The sequence below is a fragment of the Streptomyces sp. NPDC048191 genome (assembly GCF_040652655.1).
Taxonomy (GTDB): Bacteria; Actinomycetota; Actinomycetes; order Streptomycetales; family Streptomycetaceae; genus Streptomyces.
On sequence record NZ_JBEZMO010000040.1, the window covers coordinates 22,548 to 47,440 of the forward strand.

The following is a 24,893-nucleotide window of genomic DNA, read 5'->3' on the forward strand; positions in this document are numbered from 1 at the left end:
GGGGCCGGGCCCGAGGGGGTCCGAGGCACTACACAGGCGGTGATCACGGTGGGGGCCGTGTTCGCCGCCGTCGCCCTTTTCGTCGCCGCGTGCGGCACGGGGGGCACGGGAACCCGGGACGAGGGCCCGGCACACGCGTCGGCGATGTCGGGAGCCATCGCCTCGCCCACGCCCAGCCCCTCCCGTGGCTACAAACGGGTGAACGCGATATCGCTGCTCAAGAACGACCCGGCGGTCTCGACGACGATCAAGCGGGGACTGAAGCCGTGCAACGGCGACAACGACTACCCGGTCGACGTCTCCTACGGCGACCTGACCCACGGATCGGTCAACGACGTCCTCGTCAACGTGGTGACCTGCGGCGACCTGGTGGGCATCGCCACATACGTGTACCGGGAGGCCGGAGACACGTACAAGAATGTGTTCGGGGCCGAGGACGCGCCGGTCTACGGGGAGATCGACGGCACCGACCTGACCGTGACCAAGCAGGTGTACGACACGGACGACACGGTGTCGAACCCGTCCCGGGAGACCGTGATCACGTACAGCTGGAAGGCGGGCCGGTTCACCCAGGTGAACAGCCACGACAACTACTACAGCAAGGTCGGCGGCGACGCGACGGCCGCCGACAACTGACCCCCCACACGCACATTCACGAGGACTGAGAGCACCGGGATGGCAGACCAGACCCACGTCCTGTTCGTCGAGGACGACGACGTCATCCGCGAGGCCACCCAGCTCGCCCTGGAACGGGACGGCTTCGCGGTCACCGCCATGCCCGACGGCCTGTCCGGCCTGGAGGCGTTCCGGGCGAACCGCCCCGACATCGCCCTGCTGGACGTCATGGTCCCGGGTCTGGACGGTGTCAGCCTGTGCCGTCGCATCCGGGACGAGTCGACCGTGCCGGTGATCATGCTGTCGGCACGCGCCGACTCCATCGACGTCGTCCTCGGCCTGGAGGCGGGTGCGGACGACTACGTGACCAAGCCGTTCGACGGAGCCGTGCTGGTCGCCCGGATCCGGGCCGTGCTGCGCCGCTTCGGGCACGCGGGCGGCGGCGACCGGGGCGAGGCCGCCGAGGACCCGGTGACCGGTGGCGTGCTCACCTTCGGGGACCTGGAGGTCGACACCGAGGGCATGGAGGTGCGCCGGGCCGGGCAGCCGGTGGCGCTCACCCCGACCGAGATGCGGTTGCTACTGGAGTTCTCCTCCGCGCCGGGCACCGTGCTCTCGCGCGACAAGCTGCTGGAGCGTGTCTGGGACTACGGCTGGGGCGGGGACACCCGGGTCGTCGACGTGCATGTGCAGCGGCTGCGCCAGAAGATCGGCCAGGACCGGATCGAGACGGTCCGCGGCTTCGGCTACAAGCTGAAGGCCTGAGCGGGGCGGTATGCGGGGGATCCTTCGATACCCGGTCCGGCGCATGGAGCGCGCGGGCCTGCACACCGGGCTCAGATGGAAGCTCAGCGCAGCGATCGCGCTGGTGGCCGGCCTGGTGGCGATCGCACTGAGCCTCGTCGTGCACAACGCGGCCCGGGTCTCGATGCTCGACAACGCACGCGACCTGGCCAACCAGCGCGTCCAGATCGCCCAGCGCAACTACGACCTGAACCGGCGCCCGAACTTTCCCAACATCAAGCTCGACGACCCCGAACTGCCGCTCCCCCTGCGCCAGAAGGTCGAGAACGGCCGCAAGGCCAGTGACGTCATCGACCGCGGCGGAGTGCCGGACATCTGGTCGGCCGTGCCGACCAAGGACCGGCATGTGCTGTCCCTGCACAGCCATATGCCGGACCGCTCCACCGACGTGATGAAGGACCTGGACCAGGCGCTGGTCATCGGTTCCGTCGCGGTCGTCTTCGGCGGCAGCGCGCTCGGCGTGCTGATCGGCGGCCAGCTGTCCCGACGGCTGCGCAAGGCGGCGGCCGCGGCGAACCAGGTCGCCAGGGGCGAGACCGACGTCCGGGTGCGGGAGGCCATCGGCGGGGTCGTCCGGGACGAGACCGACGATCTGGCCCGCGCGGTGGACGCCATGGCCGACGCGCTGCAACAGCGTCTGGAGGCCGAGCGGCGGGTCACCGCCGACATCGCGCACGAGTTGCGCACCCCCGTGACCGGCCTGCTCACCGCAGCGGAACTGCTCCCCCCGGGCCGCCCGACCGAACTCGTGCTGGACCGGGCCAAGGCGATGCGCACGCTCGTCGAGGACGTCCTGGAGGTGGCCCGCCTCGACGGCGCCTCCGAGCGGGCCGAGCTGCAGGACATCATGCTCGGCGAGTTCGTCACCCGGCGCGTGGCCGCCAAGGACCCCGAGATCGAGGTACGGGTGGTGCACGAGTCGGAGGTCACCACCGACCCGCGCCGTCTGGAGCGGGTGCTGTTCAACCTGCTCGCCAACGCCGGCCGGCACGGCCGGCCGCCGATCGAGGTGACCGTCGAGGGCCGGGTCATCCGGGTCCGCGACCACGGCCCCGGCTTCCCCGAGGAACTCCTCGCCGAGGGCCCGAGCCGCTTCCGCACCGGCAGCAAGGACCGCGCCGGTACGGGCCACGGGCTGGGTCTGACCATCGCGGCGGGCCAGGCCCGGGTCCTGGGCGCCCGCCTGACGTTCCGCAACGTACGGCCCGCGGGAACCCCCGCCGGGATCCCGGCGGAGGGCGCGGTGGCGGTGCTGTGGCTGCCGGAGCACGCACCGACGAGCACGGGCACCTATCCGACCCTGCCGTCGGGGGGAGCGGCCTGAGCCTGCGGCGGCGGGGCTCAGCCCAGCAGTGACTCGGTGAGCCGTTCGGCCGTGGCCGCGTCCAACGGCGCGTGCCCCAGCAGGAACCGGTACCAGAAGAACCCGTAGAACTGGTCGACCAGCAGGTCGAGGTCCCGGCCGGCGTCCAGTTCCCCCCGCTCCCGTCCCCGTTCGAGCACCACTCGCACCGCGGCCCTGCGGGACTGCGTGAACTCCCGCATGAGCTCGGCCAGATGCGCGTCCCGGGCCGCCTCCCGGACGAGGGTGCGCAGGGCCGGTGCGGACGGCGGGCGCTGGGAGGCCTCGAAGGTGGCGAGCGCCAGGGCGCGCAGGTCGTCGCGCAGGCTCCCGGTGTCCGGCGCGGGCACGTCCTGGGCGGCGCGGTCGGTGAGCGCCTCCAGCAGGACGGCGCCCTTGGAGGGCCACCAGCGGTAGAGGGTCTGTTTTCCGACCCCGGCCGCGCGCGCGATGGTCTCCACACTCACCGGGGCGCCGTCGGCGTCGGCGAGCAGCTCCAGCGCGGCGTCCAGGATCGCCCGGCGCGCGGCCTCGTTGCGGCGGCGGCCGGTGTGCGGGCGGGGTTCGTTGCTGTCGTGCACAGGCCCATCCTCCCCGAGCGCGGCGGTTTCCGGCCCTCCCTTGACGAGACTGGCGGTCTCGGTAAGACTTTAACGAGACCGACGTTCTCGGCAAAGGGTCGGGGCCCGGTGATTCCTCGGGAGAGAGCCACTCATGAGCACTCCGAACAGCCCTGTGCACCCGCTCGCCGGACAGCGGGTCGTCGTCATGGGCGGCAGTTCCGGCATCGGCGAGGCGGCGGCCGCGGCCTTCGCGGCGGACGGCGCGGAGGTGGTCGTCACGGGCCGGAGCCAGGACCGCCTCGACGCCGCGGCGGACCGCATCGGCGGCAAGGTCTCGACGTACCGGCTGGACGGGGCGGACCGCGCCGCGGTGGACGCCTTCTTCGCCGGCTCGGGGCCCGTCGACCACCTGGTCGTCACGCTCAGCGGCAGCAAGGGCGGCGGTGCCTTCGCCCAGCTGGACCTGGCCGAGCTGGCGGCTGGCTTCGACGGCAAGTTCTGGCCGCACGTGCAGGTGCTCCAGGCCGCTCTGCCGGCCCTGCGCCGCGACGGCTCGGTGACGCTGGTGACCGCCGCCTCCGCCCGCGCCGCGCTGCCGGGCACCGCGGGCCTCGCCGCGATCAACGGCGCCCTGGAGGCGATGGTCCCGCCCCTCGCGGTGGAGCTGGCGCCGCTCCGGATCAACGCGGTCCCCCCCGGCGTCGTCGACACCCCCTGGTGGGACGGCGTGCCGGCCGAGCAGCGCCGGTCCCTCTTCGACGGCTTCGCCGCGATCACTCCGGTCGGCCGCGTCGGGCGCCCGGAGGACATCGCCCGCGCGATCCACATGCTCGCGGCCAACGGTTTCGTGACGGGCGTGGTGCTGGAGGCGACGGGTGGGGCGACGCTGGCGACGGGGCGCTGACGAGCGTCCTGAGCCGTCAGGCGCTCAGCGGGCCCACTCCTGCTCCAGGTCCAGGCCGCCGTCCGCACGGCGCTGGGTGAACGAGAACCAGTTCCCGGAGTCGTCCCGGAACAGGGCCTCCGTGCCGTACGGCCGCTCCTTCGGTTCCTGGAGAAACTCCACCCCGCGCTCCTTGAGCTTCTCGTAGTCACCGTGGATGTCGTCGGTCACCAGGACACCGGCTCCGAGCGCACCCTTCACGACGAGCTTCCTCATCATCTCGGCGGACTCGGGATCCATCGCCGGCGGCCCCGGCACCATCAGTGTCAGCTCGACGTCCGGCTGGTCGGGGGCGCCGACGGTGAGCCAGCGCGCGCCGCCCTCGCCCATGGTCATGTCCGTCCGGACCTCGAGGCCCAGCTTCTCGGTGTAGAACTCCTTGGCCCGGTCCTGGTCGAGGACCCAGACGGTGGTGATGGCAAGCCCCTTGATCATGCTTCTGCTCTCCTGTCGGCGGTGCCGGCGACTCTGGAGGCGCTGTCCGCCGCGGCGGACGCCTCTTCGCCACCGTAGGCAGGGCCGGTCCCAGAGCGCTTCTCCGATCTTGCGGTGCTGAATCCGCCGGCCCAGAGCATGGCGTAACAGCCGGGGATCAGCGAGGCGTCGCGGCCCACGTGCTTCGCGCGGTACTGGCTCGGGGTGAGGCCGGTACGGGCCTTGAAGCGGGCGGAGAACGTGCCGAGGCTGCTGAAGCCGACGAGTGTGCAGATCTCGGTCACGGTGAGGTTGGCGGAGCGCAGCATCTCCTCGGCCCGCTCGATCCGCCGGTGGGTCAGGTACTGGCCCGGCGTCTCGCCGTAGGCGTCCTTGAAGGCGCGCAGGAAGTGATACCGCGAATACCCGGCACACGCGGCCACCGCGTCCAGATCGAGACCGGGGTCCGCCCAGTCCCGGTCCATGGCGTCCTTGGCCAGACGCATGCGGTGGAGTCTGTCCATGCGCCCGATGGTGACACGAGGCACTGACAACGGCGCCGACCAGCGCGGACGCGGCCGGACAAAGGAGAAGACCCCGGGGCGGACACCAACCGGGGTCTTCCGTTCAGGCAAGGCTCAGACGGCCTCGATCACCTGCACCGGAGGCGCGTCCTCGCCGGCCTCGGCCGAAGGCTTCGGCTGCCCGCTCTTCAGCGGGACCTCCTTCACGAACAGGGCGGCGATCAGCACGACCACCGAGATCGCCGCACCCAGCAGGAACGCGGAGTGGACACCGGCGGAGACGGCGTACTGGTACGCGTCCCGGATCGGGGCCGGCAGCATCTTGAGGTGCTTCGCGTCCAGTTGTGCGGACTTCTCGGTGACGCCCTTGGCCAGCGAGCCGCCCCGCTCGGCCATGACGTGCTTGACCCGGTCGTTGAACAGGGCGCCCATGATGGCCACGCCGAAGGAGGAACCGAGCGTCCGGAACAGGGTGGTGGACGAGGAGGCCACACCCATGTCCTTCATCTCGACGCTGTTCTGCGCCACCAGCATGGTGATCTGCATCAGGCAGCCCATGCCGAGGCCCAGCACCGCCATGTAGAGACCCGAGGTGAACCGGGTGGTGCCCGTGTCCATCAGCGACAGCAGGTACAGCCCGACGATCATCAGCGCGCCGCCGACGATCGGGAAGATCTTGTAGCGGCCGCTGTTGGTGGTGACCCGGCCCGCGACCATCGAGGTCACGAGCATCGCGCCGAGCATGGGCAGGAGCAGCAGACCGGAGTTGGTCGCCGAGGCGCCCTGCACGGACTGCTGGTACAGCGGCAGGTAGAGCGTGGCGCCGAACATCACGAAGCCGGTGATGAAGCCGATGAGGGACATCAGAGTGAAGTTGCGGCTCCGGAACATGTGCAGCGGGACCACCGGCTCGGCGGCCCTGGTCTGCCAGAACACGAACCCGACCAGCGCGGCCACGCCGATGCCGATCAGCTCCATGATCCGCGCGGAGGTCCAGGCGTACTCGGTGCCGCCCCAGGTGGTGACCAGCACGATCGAGGTGATGCCGACGGTCAGCAGCAGGACACCCCAGTAGTCGATACGCGCCTTCGCCCGCTTCTTCGGCAGGTGCAGCACGGCGCTGACCAGCGCCAGGGCCACGGCACCCAGCGGCAGGTTGATGTAGAAGGACCAGCGCCAGCCCCAGTTGTCGGTGATGGTGCCGCCGACCAGCGGACCGCCGATCATCGCCAGCGCCATGACGCCGGCCATCATGCCGGTGTACTTGCCGCGCTCCCGCGGCGGGATCAGGTCACCGATGATCGCCATGACGCCGACCATCAGACCGCCGGCGCCGAGACCCTGCACGGCGCGGAAGCCGATGAGCTCGCCCATGTTCTGGGCCATGCCGCTGAGCGCCGAGCCGATCAGGAAGATCACGATCGAGGTGAGGAACGAGCCCTTGCGCCCGTACATGTCACCGAGCTTGCCCCAGATCGGAGTGGAGGCCGCGGTGGCCAGGGTGTAGCCGGTGACCACCCAGGACAGGTGCTCCAGGCCACCCAGTTCGCCCACGATCGTCGGCATCGCCGTGCCCACGATCATGTTGTCGAGCATCGCGAGCATCATCGCGATCATGAGCGCGAGCAGGACCACGCGCACGCTCTTGGGTTGTTTACTCTCCGTCACGCTCTCCACCGCGTCCGCCATCTCTTCCCACTCCCCCTGCGACAGCTACTTACTTGCCGCCCGGCTAGTTCACTACACTGGGGAAAGTAGACCTGTTACTAGCCGGGCGTCAAGTAAGTTTCCGCGGGAGCGCGAGGAGTACGAGGATGGGCGTCACCATGGACGGCACCAAGCAGCAGCGCCGCGGCAACACCCGCCAGCGCATCCAGGACGTCGCGCTCGAACTCTTCGCGGAGCAGGGCTACGAGAAGACCTCTCTGCGCGAGATCGCCGAGCGTCTCGACGTCACCAAGGCGGCCCTGTACTACCACTTCAAGACGAAGGAAGAGATCATCGTCAGCGTCTTCGACGACCTGACGAAGCCGATCCAGGACCTGATCGAGTGGGGCCGCAGTCAGCCGCCCACGCTGGCCACCAAGCAGGAGCTCGTACGGCGCTACAGCGAGGCCCTGTCCGGCGCCGAACCGCTGTTCCGCTTCATGCAGGAGAACCAGGCGACGGTCCGCGAACTGCGCATCGGCGACACCTTCAAGGACCGGATGCGCGGCCTCAGGGACATCCTCATCGACCCGCGGGCCGACCTCGTCGACCAGGTGCGCTCGGTCAGCGCGATGTTCACGCTGCACGCCGGGATGTTCGTGATGCAGGACCTGGAAGGCGACCCGGAGAAGAAGCGGGAGGCCGTTCTGGAGGTCGCCCTCGGCCTGGTCAGGCAGGCGCACGAGCACGCCTGCGGCGAGCTGTAGCTCAGACGGTGACGCCCTTGCCGCGCAGGAAGGCGACCGGGTCGACGGCCGAGCCGTGGTCCGGGTTCTTGCGGATCTCGAAGTGCAGGTGCGGTCCGGTGGAGTTGCCGCTGGAGCCGGACCGGGCCACACGCTGGCCGGTCTTGACGATCTGACCGGCCTTCACGTCGATCCGGGAGAGGTGCGCGTACTGCGAGTAGGTCCCGTCGCCGTGGGATATGACGACGGCGTTGCCGTACGCGGGCCCGTCACCGGCTCCGTCGGCACCGGCCTTGACGACGGTGCCGCCGTGCGCGGCGACGACCTCGGTGCCGGTCGGCACGGCGAAGTCCTGGCCGCTGTGCCTGGCGACCCAGTGACCGCCGGCCTGCATGAAGCTCGCGGACAGCTCGTAGCTCTTCACCGGGTGGACCCAGGAAGCGGCCGAGGGCGCGGCGGCGCTCGCGACCCCGGTCCCCAGTGCGGCCGTGGCGCCGGCTCCGGCAGCCAGGACGGCCACGCGGGTGCGGAGCGAGGACGTGCGGGGAGAACGGGACGTGACGCGCTGGAACATCTGGACCTCGTGGACTCGGGGACGGAACGGCCCCCGGCGAACGGACGTTCAGCCGAGCGGCCATCCCTTGGTAGCCGAGCACCCCATCCATCCCCAAACGCCCCCCTCTACGGCGTTCAGTAGTAGTTGGTGCGTTATTGGAGCTGCTTTGCGTGGCCTTTACCCGCTTTACTCAGTGAGCCAATCCCCCTATCGGGGCTAGTAAGGGACATATCGCCTGTGCGGCATATCACCGGGAATCCGGGTCGGCGATCACGGAAATGGGACGCACACCCCTAGACACCTACCGTCCAGTAACCCTACGGTTCCCCTCGCGCCACCCTCACCACAGATCATGCACCTGCCATTTCCGGCACGCGTACGGACGTGAGAGGACCCCCCACCGATGACCAGTCGCCCCTGGGTGCACCGCATCTCCGCAACCGCCGTCTCCGTGGCCGCCCTGGCCGCCATGGCCGCGCCGGCCCGGGCCGCGGACGACACGGCGCCCACGAGCAGCTCCGCCAAGGTCGACTACAGCACCTGGCAGAAGGACTGCCAGACCGTGATGGACCAGGCCCTGCCGTATCTGAAGGAGCGGATCGCCGAGGCCGGGCCGGGCGAGAAGCAGGCGATCGTCTTCGACATCGACAACACCACGCTGGAGACCGACTTCGGCTTCAGCTACCCGCAGCCGGCCAACAAGCCCGTCCTGAACGTCGCGAAGTACGCCCAGGAGCACGGCGTCTCGCTGTTCTTCGTCACAGCCCGCCCGGGCATCATCTACCTGCCCACCGAGTACAACCTCGAACACGACGGCTACGACGTCTCCGGGCTCTACGTCCGCGGCCTGTTCGACCTCTTCAAGGATGTCGCCGTCTACAAGACCGCCCAGCGCGTCGACATCGAGAACAAGGGCTACACGATCATCGCGAACATCGGCAACAGCGCCACCGACCTCTCCGGCGGTCACGCCGAGAAGACCTTCAAACTGCCGGACTACGACGGCCAGTTGTCGTAGCCCCGGTTCTTCCGGGCACGCGAAAGGGGCCGGTGCTTGCAGCACCGGCCCCTTCGACTCGGCCCGTCGGCCGAAGGCTTACGCCTCCTTGCTGAGGTTGGGACCAGCCCCACCCGCGGCCTGCTCGATCGGCGGGACGTCGGGCAGTGCCGACTTCTCCTCACCGCGGAAGGAGAAGGTCTGGGACTCGCCCTCGCCCTCGGTGTCCACGACCACGATGTGACCGGGGCGCAGCTCGCCGAAGAGGATCTTCTCCGACAGCGTGTCCTCGACCTCGCGCTGGATCGTGCGGCGCAGCGGACGCGCGCCCAGCACCGGGTCGTAACCCTTCTTGGCCAGCAGCTCCTTGGCGGACTGGGAGAGCTCGATGCCCATGTCCCGGTCCTTCAGGCGCTCGTCCACCTTGCTGATCATCAGGTCGACGATCCGCAGGATGTCCGACTGCGTCAGCTGCGGGAAGACCACCACGTCGTCGACGCGGTTGAGGAACTCGGGCCGGAAGTGCTGCTTCAGCTCGTCCGAGACCTTGTTCTTCATGCGCTCGTAGTTGGTCTTCGTGTCACCCGCGGCGGCGAAGCCGAGGTTGAAGCCCTTGGAGATGTCCCGGGTGCCGAGGTTGGTCGTCATGATGATGACCGTGTTCTTGAAGTCCACGACCCGGCCCTGGGAGTCGGTCAGCCGACCGTCCTCCAGGATCTGCAGCAGCGAGTTGAAGATGTCCGGGTGGGCCTTCTCGACCTCGTCGAAGAGGACGACGGAGAACGGCTTGCGGCGGACCTTCTCGGTCAGCTGGCCGCCCTCTTCGTACCCCACGTATCCGGGCGGGGAACCGAAGAGACGCGAGACCGTGTGCTTCTCGCTGAACTCCGACATGTCGAGGGAGATCAGCGCGTCCTCGTCACCGAAGAGGAACTCGGCGAGCGCCTTGGACAGTTCGGTCTTACCGACACCGGACGGGCCGGCGAAGATGAACGAACCACCCGGACGCTTCGGGTCCTTGAGCCCCGCACGCGTACGACGGATCGCCTTCGACAGCGCCTTGACGGCGTCGTTCTGGCCGATGACCCGCTTGTGGAGCTCGTCCTCCATGCGCAGCAGGCGGCTCGACTCCTCCTCGGTCAGCTTGAAGACCGGGATGCCCGTCGCCGTGGCGAGGACCTCGGCGATCAGCTCGCCGTCGACCTCGGCGACGACGTCCATGTCGCCGGCCTTCCACTCCTTCTCCCGCTTGGCCTTGGCGGCCAGCAGCTGCTTCTCCTTGTCCCGCAGGGAAGCGGCCTTCTCGAAGTCCTGCGAGTCGATCGCGGACTCCTTGTCCCGGCGGACGGCGGCGATCTTCTCGTCGAACTCGCGCAGGTCCGGCGGAGCGGTCATCCGGCGGATGCGCATCCGGGAACCGGCCTCGTCGATCAGGTCGATCGCCTTGTCCGGCAGGAAGCGGTCGGAGATGTAGCGGTCGGCCAGGGTGGCCGCCTGGACCAGCGCCTCGTCGGTGATGGAGACGCGGTGGTGCGCCTCGTACCGGTCGCGCAGGCCCTTGAGGATCTCGATCGTGTGCGGCAGGGACGGCTCGGCGACCTGGATGGGCTGGAAGCGGCGCTCCAGGGCCGCGTCCTTCTCCAGGTGCTTGCGGTACTCGTCCAGGGTGGTCGCACCGATGGTCTGCAGCTCACCGCGGGCCAGCATCGGCTTCAGGATCGAGGCCGCGTCGATGGCGCCCTCGGCGGCACCCGCACCGACCAGCGTGTGCAGCTCGTCGATGAACAGGATGATGTCGCCGCGGGTGCGGATCTCCTTGAGCACCTTCTTCAGGCGCTCCTCGAAGTCACCGCGGTAGCGGGAACCGGCGACCAGGGCGCCGAGGTCCAGGGTGTAGAGGTGCTTGTCCTTGAGGGTCTCGGGCACCTCGCCCTTGACGATGGCCTGGGCGAGGCCCTCGACGACGGCGGTCTTGCCGACGCCGGGCTCACCGATCAGCACCGGGTTGTTCTTGGTACGGCGGGACAGCACCTGCATGACCCGCTCGATCTCCTTCTCGCGCCCGATGACCGGGTCGAGCTTGGACTCACGAGCGGCCTGGGTGAGGTTCCGGCCGAACTGGTCCAGGACGAGAGAGGTCGAGGGGGTGCCCTCGGCCGGACCGCCGGCGGCGGCCGTCTCCTTGCCCTGGTAACCGGAGAGCAGCTGGATGACCTGCTGCCGGACCCGGTTGAGGTCTGCGCCCAGCTTGACCAGGACCTGGGCGGCGACGCCCTCGCCCTCACGGATCAGGCCGAGCAGGATGTGCTCCGTGCCGATGTAGTTGTGGCCCAGCTGAAGAGCCTCGCGGAGCGACAGCTCCAGGACCTTCTTGGCACGGGGAGTGAAGGGGATGTGTCCGGACGGGGCCTGCTGGCCCTGGCCGATGATCTCCTCCACCTGCTGGCGGACCGCCTCAAGCGAAATGCCGAGGCTCTCCAGGGCCTTAGCGGCGACACCTTCACCCTCGTGGATGAGACCCAGGAGGATGTGCTCGGTGCCGATGTAGTTGTGGTTGAGCATCCGGGCTTCTTCCTGAGCCAGGACGACAACCCGCCGCGCGCGGTCGGTGAACCTCTCGAACATCGTTAATCGCTCCTCAGAGCGGTCAGGCAGTGGGGGGAACTTCCCCTCCCTGTCCTTCCGCAGCTTAGTCCCGCAAGCGGGGACCGCTCATTCCAACTGCCGACACCGTCCTTGGCCTCCTGACCCCGAACGCCGACATCTGCTCCAACCCGATGGTGCGAGACGATGTTCCCGCAGGCCAGACAGTTACCCCCATCGCCAGTACGCCCATGGCGAACGTGAGACGGCCCGTACTGCGTGTCGCCCCCTCCCACTAGGCATGTCTTACCCGCAGGGACTGACACTCCATGCCGCGCGCGCCGGTTCCCTCCGCTATGGGCGAACAACCTTGCGCCTCCCCGCGCCCCCACGCGCCCCCTCTTTCGGGACGTAGCGCAATTGACGGGCCACCCAGCGTAACTTGCCGGTCGCTTCGGGGGTTGCACTTGGCATGGTTGGCCCGGTCCCCACCACCTCCACGGTGCCCCTTCCCCGTCGATCCCCGGACCCGGACGTACCGGATGTACGGCATGTACCAGATGTACGGCACGTACCGGACGTAGCGGATGGGACGGCTGCTCGTGATCTCCCGGCCGACCCGGACGCCCGGGCCCGGCACTGGTACGAGAACGATCTGGGCTGGGCGACAGTGCCCGGACGGCCGCTGCGGCTTCTCACCGGGGTGCGGTTCGACGTCCTGGACGTGCCGGCCGAGGCGGGCGCGGAGGCGCTCCGGCATCTCGCGCCGGGCTCTCCGGTGGCCCGTCGGGGCGACCGGATGAAGCTGCTGGTGGCCGCGGGCAGCGCGGAGGAGCTGCCGGGGCTGCTGGACTGGCTGGAGTGGAGCGCCGTGACCCTCGATCTACGGGTACGCGGCGCGGGCGACGCGATTCAGGCGCCGGTCCCGCCGGCGGGCGTCATGCCGGCCCGGGCCGGGTCGTCCGTGCAGGGGGCCGCCGTGTGGCTGCGGCCCCCTGGGGCTGGAGGCGAGGTCGAGGCCTCGCTGCCGGCTCTGCCGACCATGGGGCGCGGGGGGAACGCCCCCGATCTCGTGAGGGTCCTGGACACGGTGGCAGCGCGGTGTCACCGGGTCCGGCTGCGGCGCCTGGGCGCCGGGCTGCCGACCGTCTGCCGACGGGATCAGCCGTTGGCCTTCTCGTAAGCCTCGCGGATGTTCCCCGGAACACGGCCGCGGTCGTTGACCTCGTAACCGTTCTCCTTCGCCCAGGCGCGGATCGCCGCGGTGTCCTGGTTGCCACCGGAAGCGGCACGCGCCTTTCCGCGTCCGCCCGAAGCACGGCCTCCGGTACGACGGCCGCCCTTCACATAGGGCTCGAGAAGCGCCCGCAGCTTGTCCGCATTGGTAGTCGTGAGATCGATCTCGTACGTCTTGCCGTCCAGCGCGAACGTCACGGTCTCGTCCGCCTCGCCGCCGTCGAGGTCGTCGACAAGAAGGACCTGAACCTTCTGTGCCACCGGATTTCCTTTCATCGATAACGTGAGGACCAGGGGTGTGCGGCGTCCGCCGTTTCGCCGCCCCTGTTATATGCAGTACTGCAGTACGTCGGAAAGCAAACCGCTTTTGCCGGAAAAACACAAACCCCTGGGAGAGCACCGACGGACCGCCTCCGCCCGGAAACATGCGCGTTTCGGACATAGGGCACCTGGGCAATGACGATCACAGATGCAGAAGCATCCGGCTGTTGCCCAAGGTGTTCGGTTTCACTCGTTCGAGACCGAGGAACTCTGCGACGCCCTCGTCATAGGAACGCAACAGCTCCGCGTACACATCGGTGTCGACCGGCGTCTCCCCGATCTCCACGAAGCCGTGCTTCCCGAAGAAGTCCACTTCGAAGGTCAGGCAGAAAACCCGGCGAACGCCGAGCCAGCGCGCCGTCTGCAGCAACTTCTCCAGCAACTGATGGCCGACGCCGGCGCCCTTGAGGCCGGGCTTCACGGCGAGAGTGCGGACTTCCGCGAGGTCCTCCCACATGACGTGCAGCGCACCGCAGCCGACCACCTCGGCGTTGTCGTCGCGTTCCGCGACCCAGAACTCCTGGATGTCCTCGTAAAGCGTGACCGTGGCTTTGTCGAGCAGGATGCGGCCACGGACGTAGGCGTCGAGGAGGTGGCGTACCGCCGGGACATCGCTGGTGCGGGCACGCCGGACCGTGATGGCTTTTGCGGAGACTTCGGGGCGCTCTGCTGACATGAGCGGACGCTATCGCCCGTCCGCGTCCTCTGCGGAGCCGGGGTTCTCCTCTTCCCGGGCTCCGGACGCCTGCTGTTGCGGAGCTTCCCGGGGGGCTTCCTCTCGCGCGGCTTCCTGTTCCCGCGGTTCGGGGGCTGCCAGGGTTTCCGGTCCCTGGACGATGCGTACGGCGTCCCGGAGGGCCTGGCGCTGTTCCTCGCTCATCATCCCGAAGAAGGCGACGAGAGCGGCGGCCGGGTTGTCGCTCTGCGACCAGGCGTCGTTCATGAGGGCGGCGGCGTACGCGGCCCGGGTCGAGACGGCCTCATATCGATAGGCCCGCCCTTCCGCCTCGCGCCGGACCCAGCCCTTCTGATGGAGATTGTCCAAAACGGTCATCACGGTGGTGTACGCGATCGAGCGTTCCTGTTGGAGGTCTTCCAGGACTTCTCGAACGGTCACCGGGCGGTTCCACTTCCACACCCGCGTCATGACCGCGTCTTCGAGTTCTCCCAATGGGCGAGGCACAACTCAGAACAATAGTGGGACATCCCGTCAATGGCGTGCCGGACGTGCACCAGGCCCACGAATACGGAACAAAAGGGGCGCACGGCCCGAAGGCGCACCGGGAGGGCGGAGCCGTACGGGGAGCGGGGGCGGGTCGGCTCAGGCGTCGCCGGCGGAGGCCTGACGCGCGCTCTCCGCGCGCGCGAGGGCGGCGTCGACGGCCGCGTCCTCCTTGGCCTTGGCGGCCCCGCCCTGGGTCTTCACGATCACCCTGACCACACCGATGAACAACGCGGCCATGACGACCGGGGGCACGAGCGCGGAGACGTAGTCCATGGCACCAGGGTAGCCACGGCGCAACGGGCGAAAGGTACGGGGGGCACGAACCCCACGAGTCACCCTTCCCACCTGCACCGCACCATTCCCGCCTGCACCGCGGCAGGGACGGACGGCCGTCCCGCCCGCGCGGGTGGTGCGGGTGGGACGGCCGTTCCGGCCGGAGGCCGTGGGTTGCTCAGCCGGCGGCCAGTTCGCGGGGCTCGGCCGGGTCCGCTGAGGGCGTCGGCTTGCGGCGCGGGAAGACCTCACCCGGCGTCGGGATGGGCCGTTTCGGCGCGGCCGGCGGCTGCGTGGCGGGCCGTTCGACGGGCTTGGGCGCGGGCTTCGGGGCGGGCTTCTCCGCGGGTTTCCGCGACTCGTCGGCCTGCCGGGCCCCGGACTCCGTCACGCCGCCCGGAAGGGCCAGGAGGCGCGTGCGTGCGGGCGGTACGGCGGGCGCGGGCACCCTGCGCGCACCCTGCGCGAACCGGGCCCGTACGTCCTGCTCGGCCAGCGCCTGGCAGCGGTCCAGCAGCGCGGCCGCCGCGGGGTTGCCGCGCAGCGCCCGCAGCGCGGCGAGATCGTCCGGCGTCGGCCGGTGCCCGGCCCCCAGCGCCTCCTCCAGCAGGCCGAGGTAGCCGGCGGCGGTACCCGGCAGCGCGGCCCGGTACCGGCCGAGGTCGGCCACCAGGAAGGCGCGCAGTCTCGCCCCCTCGCGCATCGCCTCGTCGAGCGACTCGGCGAGCCAGAGGCAGTCCTTGACGTCCTCGGCGGAGGCTTGGCCGGGCTGAAGGGCGAGGGCGAGGGCGCGGCGGAGCACACGCAGCTCCTCCACGCCGAACGCCATGCCGCCGCGGGATCCGTATGGCGTGGGCATGCGGCGACGCTACCGCTAATCGGACAAAAGTGATGGATCGGACTGTTGTTTCGCCGCGTGTCGCTCCCGGTTTCCCCCGACCGGGGCCACGGACCCGGCACCCCGGGCGCCCCCCCGCGCGTGTGCGGGGGCGGGAGGACCGGCACCCCGCACGGGCGCAGGTCACCTCACAGACGCGACACGTTCCGCTCGTACACCAGGCGCAGGCCGATCAGCGTCAGCCACGGCTGGTGCTCGTCGATCACCGAGGACTCCCCCAGCACCATCGGCGCGAGCCCGCCCGTGGCGATCACCCGTACGTCGTCCGGATCGTCGGCGAGCTCCCGCGCCATCCGGCTCACGACCCCGTCGACCTGCCCGGCGAAGCCGTACACGATGCCGGACTGCATGGCTTCGACCGTGTTCTTGCCGATCACGCTGCGCGGCCGGGCCACCTCGATCTTGCGCAGCTGCGCGCCCTTCACGCCGAGCGCTTCCACGGAGATCTCGATACCCGGCGCGATGACACCGCCGACGTACTCCCCGCGCGCGGAGACCGCGTCGAACGTGGTCGCCGTACCGAAGTCGACGACGATCGCCGGGCCGCCGTACAGCTCGACGGCCGCGACCGCGTTGATGATCCGGTCCGCGCCGACCTCCTTGGGGTTGTCGGTGAGGATCGGCACGCCCGTCTTCACGCCCGGCTCGACCAGGACGGCGGGAACGTCGCCGTAGTAGCGCCGGGTGACCTCGCGCAGCTCGTGCAGCACCGACGGGACGGTCGCGCAGATCGCGATGCCGTCGATGCCGTCGCCGAGCTCCTCGCCGAGCAGCGGGTGCATGCCCATCAGGCCCTGGAGCAGCACCGCCAGCTCGTCCGCCGTGCGCCGCGCGTCCGTGGAGATGCGCCAGTGCTCGACGATGTCCTCGCCGTCGAACAGGCCGAGGACGGTGTGCGTGTTGCCGACGTCGATCGTGAGCAGCATCGCGGTTACTCCGCCTCGCGCAGGTCGAGGCCGATGTCCAGGATCGGCGCGGAGTGGGTGAGCGCGCCGACGGCCAGGAAGTCCACGCCGGTGTCGGCGTAGAGGCGTGCGGTGTCGAGCGTGAGCCGGCCGGAGGCCTCCAGCAGGGCCCGCCCGTGGACGATCCCGACGGCCTCCGCGCACTCGTCGGGCGTGAAGTTGTCCAGCAGGATCAGGTCGGCGCCCGCCTCGACGACCTCGCGCAGCTGGTGCAGGGTGTCGACCTCGACCTCGATCGGCACCTCCGGGAAGGCCTCCCGTACGGCCTTGAAGGCCTGGCCGACACCGCCGGCGGCGACCACGTGGTTGTCCTTCACCAGGGCCGCGTCGGACAGCGACATGCGGTGGTTGACGCCGCCGCCGCAGCGGACGGCGAACTTCTCCAGCGAGCGCAGGCCCGGGGTGGTCTTGCGGGTGTCGCGCACGCGCGTCCTGGTGCCCTCCAGCACGTCCGACCACGCGCGCGTGACGGTCGCGATGCCGGACAGACGGCACAGGATGTTCAGGGCGCTGCGCTCGGCGGTGAGCAGGTCACGCGTGCGCGTGGTGACCGACAGCAGCTTCTGTCCGGCCTCGACCCGGTCGCCGTCCTCGACGTGCCGCTCGACCTCGAACTCGTCCGTACAGACCACCGAGAGCACGGCCTCGGCGACCCGCAGGCCCGCCACGACGCCCGCCTCGCGGGCGATGAAGTCGCCGGTGGCGGTGGCGTCCTCCGGGATGGTCGAGACGGTCGTCACGTCCACGCCGCCGTCCAGGTCCTCCTGGATGGCCACGTTGGCGATGTCCTCGACCTCTACGGGATCGAGCCCGGCGGCGGCCAGCAGCTCGGCGAGCGCGGGGTCGAGCCCGCTCTCCAGGTACTCCTCGTCGCCCTCGGCGCCGCAGCCGCAGCCGCCGTTGGGGACGAGGGGAAGGTCGTCGGTGCTCACGTCTGTCACTGCTCCTGGGGACGCTGGTTGTGCCGGGTCGGGGGGAAGTCTGCGGTGTCGGTGGTGCGCACGGCCAGCGACCGGTCCGGATTGAGCCGTACGACGATGTGGCGCCGCCAGTGGCTGTCGTCGCGCTCGGCGCTGTCCTCGCGCCAGTGGCAGCCGCGGGTCTCCTCGCGCAGCCGCGCGGCGGCGACCAGGACGCGGGCGACGCACAGGAGGTTGGTGGCCTCCCAGGTGTCGACGCCGGGCTCGGCCGTCTTGCCGTTCTCCTCCAGGGCGCCGCGGGCGTCGGTGTGCAGCTGCTGGAGCTCTTCGGCGGCGCGGGCGAGGGAGTCCTCGGAGCGCAGCACGCCGGCGCCCTCGGCCATGATCCGCTGGATGGCGAACCGGGTCTCGGGGGCGAGCAGCGGGTGCGCGGGCTTCTCGGGGTGCGCGACCGGTACGGGCACGCGCGCGTGGAGGCCGTTCTCCGCTCGCGCGGCCGCGATGTCGGCGGCGATCCGCTCGGCGTAGACGAGGCCTTCGAGGAGGCTGTTGGAGGCGAGCCGGTTGGCGCCGTGCACACCGGTGCAGGCGACCTCCCCGCACGCGTACAGGCCGGGCACCGTCGTACGGCCCCAGGCGTCGGTGCGGACGCCTCCGGAGGCGTAGTGGGCGGCCGGGGCGATCGGGATCGGTTCGGTGACCGGGTCGATGCCGTTGGCGCGGCAGGCGGCCAGGATGGTCGGGAAGCGGTGCTCCCACATCTCGGCGCCGAAGTGCCGGGCGTCCAGGAACATGTGCTCGGCGTCCTGCTCCAGCATCCGCCGCAGGATGCCCTTGGCGACGATGTCCCGGGGCGCCAGCTCGGCCAGCTCGTGCTGCCCGACCATGAACCGCACGCCGTCGGCGTCGACCAGGTGGGCGCCCTCGCCGCGCACCGCCTCGGAGACCAGCGGCTGCTGTCCCTCGGCGTCCGGGCCGAGGAACAGCACGGTCGGGTGGAACTGCACGAACTCCAGGTCGGAGACCTCCGCGCCCGCGCGCAGCGCCAGCGCCACGCCGTCACCGGTCGACACGGACGGGTTGGTGGTCGCGGAGAACACCTGGCCCATGCCGCCGGTCGCGAGGACCACCGTGGGGGCGTGCACGGCACCCACGCCGTCGTGCTGGCCCTCGCCCATCACGTGCAGCGTGACACCGGCCGTGCGGCCGTCGGCGTCGGTCAGCAGGTCCAGCACGAGCGCGTTCTCGATGGTGTGCAGCCCACGCGCGCGTACGGCCTCCACGAGCGCCCGGGAGACCTCCGCGCCGGTCGCGTCGCCGCCCGCGTGCGCGATCCGGCGCCGGTGGTGGCCGCCCTCGCGGGTGAGCTGGATGTCACCCTCGTCGTCGGTGTCGAAGTGCGCACCGGTGGAGATCAGCCGCCGGACGGCGTCGGGGCCCTCGGTGACGAGGATCCGTACGGCCTCCTCGTCGCACAGGCCCGCGCCGGCCACCAGTGTGTCCTCAAGGTGCTGCTCGGGCGTGTCGCCCTCGCCGAGGGCCGCGGCGATGCCGCCCTGCGCCCAGCGGGTGGAGCCGTCGTCCAGGCGGGCCTTGGTGACGACGACGGTCGTCAGACCCGCGGCCTGGCAGCGCAGGGCCGCGGTCAGGCCGGCGACTCCGGAGCCGACGACGACCACGTCCGCGGAGATGGCCCAGCCGGGGGCGGGCGCGTGCAGTCGTATGCCTGTGCTGGTCACGAGGCGGCTCCGAGGGTTCCGAAGGTGAGGGGCAGGTTGTCGATCAGGCGGGTCGTGCCGACCCGCGCGGCCACGGCGAGGACGGCCTCGCCGGTGAAGCCGTCGCCGATCTCGGTGAAGTCGGACGGGTCGACGAGGGCCAGGTAGTCCAGTTCGAGCGGCGGGGCGTAGCGGGCGGCCTCGTCCAGCACCTGGCGGGCGGCGGCGCGGACGGCCGCCGGGCCGCCGGGGGACGCCGTGGCGACCGCGTGCGCGTCGGCGGCCGCCCGGGACTCCCCGAGGGCGCTCAGCGCCTCGGCACGCGCCTGCGTGGAGGGCACTTCCCGGGCACGCGCGCGCAGGGCCTCCTGCGCGGCGTGCCGGTCGCGGCCCGCGAACAGCGCGCGGGACAGCGCGAGCGCGGTCAGGCGCTCCTCGGGCGAGAGGTAGCGGTTGCGGCTGGACAGGGCGAGCCCGTCCGCCTCGCGCACGGTCGGTACGGCGACGATCTCGACGCCGAAGTTCAGGTCCCGCACCATGCGCCGGATCAGCGCCAGCTGCTGGGCGTCCTTCTGCCCGAACAGGGCCATGTCGGGGCGGGTGAGGTGCAGCAGCTTGGCGACGACGGTGAGCATGCCGTCGAAGTGCCCGGGCCGCGAGGAGCCCTCCAGGCGTTCGCCCATGGGGCCCGCGGTGATGCGGACCTGGGGGTCGCCGCCGGGGTAGACCTCGTCCACGGAGGGCGCGAACACGGCGTCCGCCCCCGCCTGTTCGGCGATCTTCAGGTCGGCGTCGAGGGTGCGCGGATAGCGGTCCAGGTCCTCGCCCGCGCCGAACTGCAGCGGATTGACGAACACGGTGGCGACGACCTCGCCGTCCGGTCCCGCGATCTCGCGCGCCGTGCGGATCAGGGTGGCGTGGCCCTCGTGCAGGGCGCCCATGGTCATCACGACGGCACGCCGGCCGCGGCGCACGCGCGCGTGCAGCTCGTCGGCGGTGCTCAGCAGGGCGGTGGTCATCGGTCGTTCCCCTCGGTGCCGTGAGTGCCTCTCGTGCCGCCGGTCCCGTCGGCCAGGACGCCGAGCAGGTCCTCGGCGAGTTCGGGCTTCAGCAGGCCGTGCGCGAGCGCCCGGTCGGCGGTCGCGCGGGCCATCGCGACGTAGCCCGCGACGGTCTGCGGGGCGTGCTCGCGCAGCTCGGTGATGTGGGCGGCGACGGTGCCCGCGTCCCCGCGCGCGACGGGCCCGGTGAGCGCCGCGTCGCCCGAGCGCAGGGCGTTGTCCAGGGCGGCGCCGAGCAGCGGGCCGAGCATCCGGTCGGGCGCCTCGACGCCCGCCGTGCGCAGCAGCTCCATCGACTGGGCGACCAGGGTCACCAGGTGGTTGGCGCCGAGCGCGAGGGCCGCGTGGTAGAGCGGGCGGTTCTGCTCGCTGATCCACTCGGGCTCGCCGCCCATCTCGATGACCAGGGCCTGGGCGGCCAGCCGCAGCTCCTCGGGCGCGGTGACGCCGAAGGAGCAGCCGGCCAGGCGCTGGACGTCCACGGGGGTGCCGGTGAAGGTCATCGCCGGGTGCAGGGCCATCGGCAGCGCGCCCGCGCGCAGGGCCGGGTCGAGGACCCGTGCGCCGTACCGGCCGGAGGTGTGCACGAGCAGCTGCCCGGGCCGTACGGCGCCGGTCTCGGCGAGGCCGGTGACGAGGTCGGGCAGGACGTCGTCGGGGACGGTGAGCAGCACAAGGTCGGCGCGGTCGAGGACCTCGGCGGGCCGCACCAGCGGCACGTCGGGGAGCATGGTCTCGGCGCGCCTGCGGGAGGCGTCGGAGACTCCGGAGACGGCCACCGGGCGGTGCCCGGCGAGCTGGAGGGACGCGGCGAGCGCGGGGCCCACGCGGCCGGCGCCGACGACGCCGACGGTGAGCCGCGCGGGGCGGTCCTTGAGGTCTGGCTGGTGGACTGTACTCACGCGACGGCGGCCTTCCCGTTCCAGTCCGCTCTGGGTACCGGACGATTTCTCGTCATGTTAACGCTATCTCGGTCCGGCGCCGACCGGTTGTCCACAGGCTGTGGGTTTCGCCACGCGTCGCGGCGGTTTCGCCCGGCGTGGCGGCTGTTTCCCCACGCGTCGCGGCGGTTTCGCCCGGCGTGGCGGCGGTTTCGCCCGCGGAAAACCGGCTGCCCGCGCGCGGGGCCCCACGGCATGATCCGTACATGACCGACACGGCGGAGCAGGGCGAAGAGCGGCAGGCGGAAGCGTCCGAGCAGGAGCGCGTGCGGGAGCGGCGGCGGGCCGCCTTCGCGAACGCGCGGTGCGTGCTGTCGCGCGCGGGCTTCCGGCTCACCATCGGGGAGCGGCTGGCGGCCCTCCAGGAAGCGGCGCCGCAGGTGTACGACCTGGACCAGTACGTGGACCAGTACGGCAACGGGATCGTGGCGGACCTGGAGGGCCGGGTCGCCGCCCTGCTCGGCACGGAGGCCGCCGCCTTCTTCCCGACCGGCACGATGGCCCAGCAGGTGGCACTGCGCTGCTGGGCGGGCCGCACCGGCAGCCCCACGGTCGCGCTGCACGCCCTGGCCCACCCGGAGGTGCACGAACGCCACGCGTTCAGCGAGGTCAGCGGATTGCGTCCGGTGCGCGTGACCAGCGAGCCGCGGCTGCCCACCGCCGCCGAGATACGCGACTTCGACGAGCCCTTCGGGGCACTGATGCTGGAACTGCCCCTGCGGGACGCCGGTTTCGTGCTGCCGGCCTGGGAGGAGCTGACCGAGGTCGTCGAGGCCGCGCGGGAGCGTGACGCGGTGGTGCACTTCGACGGCGCGCGCCTGTGGGAGACCACGGTCCACTTCGGCCGGTCCCTGGAGGAGATCGCCGGGCTGGCGGACAGCGTCTACGTGTCCTTCTACAAGTCCCTCGACGGCTTCGGCGGTGCCGCGCTGGCCGGTCCGAGGACGCTGGTGGAGGAGGCGAAGACGTGGCGGCACCGGTACGGCGGGATGGTCTTCCAGCAGTTCCCCACCGCGCTGTCGGCGCTCGCCGGCCTGGAGCGGGAACTGCCCCGGCTGCCGGACTACGTGCGGCACGCGCGCGTGGTGGCCGCCGCGCTGCGGGAGGGGTTCGCGGCGGCCGGGGTCCCGTGGGCGCGCGTGCACCCGGGGGAACCGCACACCCACGACTTCCAGGTCTGGCTGCCGTACGACCACGGCGTCCTGACGGAGGCGGCGCTGCGCCAGGCCGAGGAGACGGGGACGTACCTCTTCGCCGGTCCGTGGGACCGCGGCGGACCGGGGCTGTCCTTCACCGAGGTCGCCGTGCGTGCCCCCGGCCTCGGCTGGACGGCGGACGACGTGCGCACGGCCGTGGCGGACTTCGTCTCCCGGCTGCCCGCTCCGTGATCACCGCGCGCGGGCGCGGCCGGCGGTGCGGGGCGTGACCGGACGGCGGCCCGCACCCGGGTCGCCCGGCGGCCGGGCTCAGCCGTGGCCGCCCGCGCGCACCAGGCCCGTCTCGTAGGCCAGCACCACGACCTGTACCCGGTCGCGCAGGCCGAGCTTGGTCAGGATGCGGCCCACATGGGTCTTCACTGTCGCCTCGCTCAGCACCAGCCGGGCCGCGATCTCCCCGTTGGACAGGCCCTGGGCGACCAGCACCATCACCTCGCGCTCCCGGTCGGTGAGCCGCTCCAGTTCCCTGTGCTGCGGCTCCTTGCCGGTGGAGGGCAGCATCGGTGCGAAGCGGTCCAGCAGGCGCCGGGTGGTGGAGGGCGCCACGACCGCGTCACCGCTGTGCACGGCACGGATCGCGCCCAGCAGGTCACCGGGCGGCACGTCCTTGAGCATGAAGCCGGAGGCGCCCGCCTTCAGCCCGGAGAAGGCGTACTCGTCCAGGTCGAAGGTGGTCAGGATCAGCACCTTGGGCGGGTTGGGCTCGGCACAGATCCGCCGGGTCGTCTCCACGCCGTCCAGTTTGGGCATGCGGACGTCCATCAGGACGACGTCGACGGCGGTGGACCGCAGCACCTGCAGGGCCTCGACACCGTCGCCCGCCTCCGCGACGACCTCCATGTCCGGCTGGGCGGCGAGCACCATCCGGAACCCGGTGCGCAGCAGCACCTGGTCGTCGACGAGCATCACGCGGATCGTCATCGGGCCTCTTTCGGTCGGAGCGGGGTCGTACCGGTGTACAGGTGCCAACAGGGGGCGTACGGCTGCGTCAGTGCGCCGGTTTGAGCGGGAGCAGCGCGCTGATGCGGAATCCTCCGCCCGGGCGCGGCCCGGCGTCCAGGGTGCCGCCGACCATGCCGACCCGTTCGCGCATGCCGATCAGCCCGTGCCCGTGGCCGTCCGCACCGCCCTCCTCGTACAGCTCGTGCGGGGCGCCCTTGCCGTCGTCCTCGACGAGCAGGCCGAGCCCGTCGTCGAAGTAGACCAGCCGGACGCTCGCGCCCGCGTTGGGCCCGCCGTGCTTACGGGTGTTGGTGAGCGCCTCCTGCACGATCCGGTACGCGGTCAGCTCCACGCCGCTGGGCAGCGGACGCGGGGTGCCCTCGACCTTGAAGTCGACCGGGAGGCCGGAGCTGCGGCACTGCTCGATTAGGTCGTCGATCTGCTCGACGTCGGGCTGGGGGACGTACTCCCCGCCCTCCTGGTGCTCACCGGTGCGCAGCACGCCCAGCAGGCGGCGCATCTCGGCGAGGGCCTGGCGGCCGGTGGAGGAGATCGTCTCCAGGGCCTTCTTGGCCTGGTCGGGCGTGGTGTCGAGGACGTAGGCGGCGCCGTCGGCCTGCACCACCATCACCGACACGTTGTGCGCGACGACATCGTGCAGCTCGCGTGCGATACGGGCGCGCTCGGCGGCCACCGCGACCTTCGACTGCGCCTCCCGCTCCTTCTCCAGGCGGGCGGCCCGCTCCTCCAGCTGCACGAAGTAGGCGCGCCGGGTGCGCATGGAGTCACCGAGCACCCAGGCGAGCGCGAAGGGCACGGTCTGGAAGACGACGATGACGATCTGCCCCAGAAAGCCGGTGTGCTCGCTCGGCCAGCGGATCTGCGCGAGGGTCGCCGCGCCGAGGCTGGCGGCGAGCGCGAGCCGGGAGGCCCAGCGCGCGCCGATCGTCGCGACCGTGTAGACGATCACGAGCATCGCGAAGTCGGCGACGGTCGTCTCGATGTCCAGCACCAGCTGGGCCAGGCCCACGGCGAGGGCCACCAGCAGCATGGGCTCGGGGAAGCGGCGGCGCAGTGCGACGACGACGCACAGGACGGCGGACACGGCCGCCCCGCCGGCGAGCGTCATGTGGTGACCGGGCGCCCCGTGGATGTTGACCACGCTCAGACCGGACAGCCCGAGCAGGACGACGGCCCAGAAGGTGTCGACCCAGGTCGGGTGGCGGCGGAGGAAGTCGTAGAGGCGCTGCACGTAACCCAGAGTAGGGAAAACAGATGCGTGCAGGGGTCAACCGGAGGGCCGATCCGTCCCCCGCACGCGTACTCCGCAAGGTGGAGGAAGTGATCATCTGTGCGCCTAGTCTGTTCCGGTGACGGATGAGACGGCCCCGGAAGCGGAACGGCCCGGCGGCGACGGCCACGGCGCTCACGACCGGCCCGGC

At 71.0% G+C, this 24,893-nt stretch carries 26 protein-coding genes; 8 read left to right on the forward strand and 18 right to left on the reverse strand.

The features are described 5' to 3' along the window. Positions 1-39: 39 nt before the first annotated feature. From AB0D93_RS37525 to cseC, 3 genes are read left to right on the forward strand one after another with little or no spacing between them, the layout of a single operon-like run. Positions 40-636, forward strand: coding sequence for a hypothetical protein (locus tag AB0D93_RS37525; protein ID WP_362129850.1), 597 nt, complete (start codon positions 40-42; stop codon positions 634-636). Between the two features lie 39 nt (positions 637-675). Continuing rightward, positions 676-1,380, forward strand: coding sequence for a two-component system response regulator CseB (gene cseB / locus AB0D93_RS37530; RefSeq protein WP_362129853.1), 705 nt, complete (start codon positions 676-678; stop codon positions 1,378-1,380). Between the two features lie 10 nt (positions 1,381-1,390). After that, a complete protein-coding gene (gene cseC / locus AB0D93_RS37535; protein WP_362129857.1) occupies positions 1,391-2,743 on the forward strand; it encodes a two-component system sensor histidine kinase CseC in 1,353 nt (450 codons plus the stop codon). Positions 2,744-2,760: 17 nt separating this feature from the next. Here cseC and AB0D93_RS37540 read toward each other — a convergent pair whose 3' ends face one another. After that, positions 2,761-3,342 (reverse strand): TetR/AcrR family transcriptional regulator, encoded by a 582-nt coding sequence (locus AB0D93_RS37540; RefSeq protein WP_362129860.1) that lies wholly within the window; start codon positions 3,340-3,342, stop codon positions 2,761-2,763. A gap of 133 nt (positions 3,343-3,475) precedes the next feature. On the opposite strand from AB0D93_RS37540, the gene AB0D93_RS37545 reads away from it, so the two are divergent. Further along, positions 3,476-4,228: an SDR family oxidoreductase gene (locus AB0D93_RS37545; protein ID WP_362129863.1), complete on the forward strand. Its 753-nt coding sequence runs from the start codon at positions 3,476-3,478 to the stop codon at positions 4,226-4,228. Between the two features lie 24 nt (positions 4,229-4,252). Here AB0D93_RS37545 and AB0D93_RS37550 read toward each other — a convergent pair whose 3' ends face one another. From AB0D93_RS37550 to AB0D93_RS37560, 3 genes are all read right to left on the reverse strand, one after another. After that, positions 4,253-4,702 (reverse strand): VOC family protein, encoded by a 450-nt coding sequence (locus AB0D93_RS37550; protein ID WP_362129866.1) that lies wholly within the window; start codon positions 4,700-4,702, stop codon positions 4,253-4,255. Continuing rightward, positions 4,699-5,205, reverse strand: a complete 507-nt coding sequence (locus AB0D93_RS37555) for a helix-turn-helix transcriptional regulator (protein WP_362129869.1) — start codon at positions 5,203-5,205, stop codon at positions 4,699-4,701. Before AB0D93_RS37555 ends, AB0D93_RS37550 begins: the two co-directional genes overlap by 4 nt. 114 nt (positions 5,206-5,319) lie before the next feature. Next, positions 5,320-6,894: an MDR family MFS transporter gene (locus tag AB0D93_RS37560; protein WP_362129872.1), complete on the reverse strand. Its 1,575-nt coding sequence runs from the start codon at positions 6,892-6,894 to the stop codon at positions 5,320-5,322. A gap of 125 nt (positions 6,895-7,019) precedes the next feature. Here AB0D93_RS37560 and AB0D93_RS37565 point away from each other — a divergent pair, with 125 nt between their 5' ends. Then, positions 7,020-7,619, forward strand: a complete 600-nt coding sequence (locus AB0D93_RS37565) for a TetR/AcrR family transcriptional regulator (protein ID WP_362129875.1) — start codon at positions 7,020-7,022, stop codon at positions 7,617-7,619. Position 7,620: 1 nt separating this feature from the next. On the opposite strand, the gene AB0D93_RS37570 is transcribed toward AB0D93_RS37565, so the two are convergent. Further along, complete coding sequence (locus AB0D93_RS37570) at positions 7,621-8,172, reverse strand: M23 family metallopeptidase (RefSeq protein ID WP_362129878.1); 552 nt, start codon at positions 8,170-8,172, stop codon at positions 7,621-7,623. A gap of 385 nt (positions 8,173-8,557) precedes the next feature. Between AB0D93_RS37570 and AB0D93_RS37575 the strand changes: the two genes are divergently transcribed. Then, positions 8,558-9,172 carry an HAD family acid phosphatase gene (locus AB0D93_RS37575; protein ID WP_362129880.1) on the forward strand — a complete coding sequence of 205 codons (615 nt, stop codon included), beginning with the start codon at positions 8,558-8,560 and terminating at the stop codon, positions 9,170-9,172. A gap of 78 nt (positions 9,173-9,250) precedes the next feature. Here AB0D93_RS37575 and AB0D93_RS37580 read toward each other — a convergent pair whose 3' ends face one another. Then, positions 9,251-11,776, reverse strand: coding sequence for an ATP-dependent Clp protease ATP-binding subunit (locus AB0D93_RS37580; RefSeq protein WP_362129883.1), 2,526 nt, complete (start codon positions 11,774-11,776; stop codon positions 9,251-9,253). 430 nt (positions 11,777-12,206) lie between these two features. Between AB0D93_RS37580 and AB0D93_RS37585 the strand changes: the two genes are divergently transcribed. Further along, entirely contained in the window at positions 12,207-12,917 is a 711-nt protein-coding gene (locus AB0D93_RS37585; protein ID WP_362129886.1) for an SCO3374 family protein, read from the forward strand. On the opposite strand, the gene AB0D93_RS37590 is transcribed toward AB0D93_RS37585, so the two are convergent. From AB0D93_RS37590 to AB0D93_RS37635, 10 genes are all read right to left on the reverse strand, one after another. After that, positions 12,896-13,231: an Lsr2 family protein gene (locus tag AB0D93_RS37590; RefSeq protein WP_362129889.1), complete on the reverse strand. Its 336-nt coding sequence runs from the start codon at positions 13,229-13,231 to the stop codon at positions 12,896-12,898. The genes AB0D93_RS37585 and AB0D93_RS37590 overlap by 22 nt on opposite strands. A gap of 202 nt (positions 13,232-13,433) precedes the next feature. Beyond that, a complete protein-coding gene (locus AB0D93_RS37595) occupies positions 13,434-13,967 on the reverse strand; it encodes an amino-acid N-acetyltransferase (protein WP_362129892.1) in 534 nt (177 codons plus the stop codon). 9 nt (positions 13,968-13,976) lie between these two features. Then, on the reverse strand, positions 13,977-14,474 hold the full coding sequence (locus tag AB0D93_RS37600; protein WP_362129894.1) for a BlaI/MecI/CopY family transcriptional regulator: 498 nt from the start codon (positions 14,472-14,474) through the stop codon (positions 13,977-13,979). 138 nt (positions 14,475-14,612) lie between these two features. Continuing rightward, positions 14,613-14,789, reverse strand: coding sequence for a hypothetical protein (locus AB0D93_RS37605; protein ID WP_362129897.1), 177 nt, complete (start codon positions 14,787-14,789; stop codon positions 14,613-14,615). A gap of 178 nt (positions 14,790-14,967) precedes the next feature. Further along, positions 14,968-15,618, reverse strand: a complete 651-nt coding sequence (locus tag AB0D93_RS37610) for a hypothetical protein (RefSeq protein ID WP_362129932.1) — start codon at positions 15,616-15,618, stop codon at positions 14,968-14,970. Between the two features lie 197 nt (positions 15,619-15,815). Further along, on the reverse strand, positions 15,816-16,613 hold the full coding sequence (locus AB0D93_RS37615; protein WP_055708030.1) for a type III pantothenate kinase: 798 nt from the start codon (positions 16,611-16,613) through the stop codon (positions 15,816-15,818). Between the two features lie 5 nt (positions 16,614-16,618). Further along, positions 16,619-17,584, reverse strand: coding sequence for a carboxylating nicotinate-nucleotide diphosphorylase (gene nadC / locus AB0D93_RS37620; protein WP_362129901.1), 966 nt, complete (start codon positions 17,582-17,584; stop codon positions 16,619-16,621). A 5-nt stretch (positions 17,585-17,589) separates the two neighbouring features. After that, entirely contained in the window at positions 17,590-19,311 is a 1,722-nt protein-coding gene (locus tag AB0D93_RS37625) for an L-aspartate oxidase (protein ID WP_362129904.1), read from the reverse strand. Next, entirely contained in the window at positions 19,308-20,309 is a 1,002-nt protein-coding gene (gene panC, locus AB0D93_RS37630) for a pantoate--beta-alanine ligase (protein ID WP_362129907.1), read from the reverse strand. The genes AB0D93_RS37625 and panC overlap by 4 nt, the downstream gene beginning before the upstream one ends. Further along, on the reverse strand, positions 20,306-21,253 hold the full coding sequence (locus AB0D93_RS37635) for a DUF2520 domain-containing protein (RefSeq protein ID WP_362129909.1): 948 nt from the start codon (positions 21,251-21,253) through the stop codon (positions 20,306-20,308). Before AB0D93_RS37635 ends, panC begins: the two co-directional genes overlap by 4 nt. Before the next feature lie 245 nt (positions 21,254-21,498). Between AB0D93_RS37635 and AB0D93_RS37640 the strand changes: the two genes are divergently transcribed. Next, positions 21,499-22,680, forward strand: a complete 1,182-nt coding sequence (locus AB0D93_RS37640; RefSeq protein ID WP_362129911.1) for a beta-eliminating lyase-related protein — start codon at positions 21,499-21,501, stop codon at positions 22,678-22,680. A gap of 78 nt (positions 22,681-22,758) precedes the next feature. Here the strand turns inward: AB0D93_RS37640 and AB0D93_RS37645 are convergent, their stop codons facing one another. Beyond that, positions 22,759-23,430, reverse strand: coding sequence for a response regulator transcription factor (locus AB0D93_RS37645; protein WP_362129913.1), 672 nt, complete (start codon positions 23,428-23,430; stop codon positions 22,759-22,761). Between the two features lie 67 nt (positions 23,431-23,497). Further along, positions 23,498-24,703: a sensor histidine kinase gene (locus AB0D93_RS37650; RefSeq protein WP_362129916.1), complete on the reverse strand. Its 1,206-nt coding sequence runs from the start codon at positions 24,701-24,703 to the stop codon at positions 23,498-23,500. Positions 24,704-24,893 lie beyond the last annotated feature (190 nt).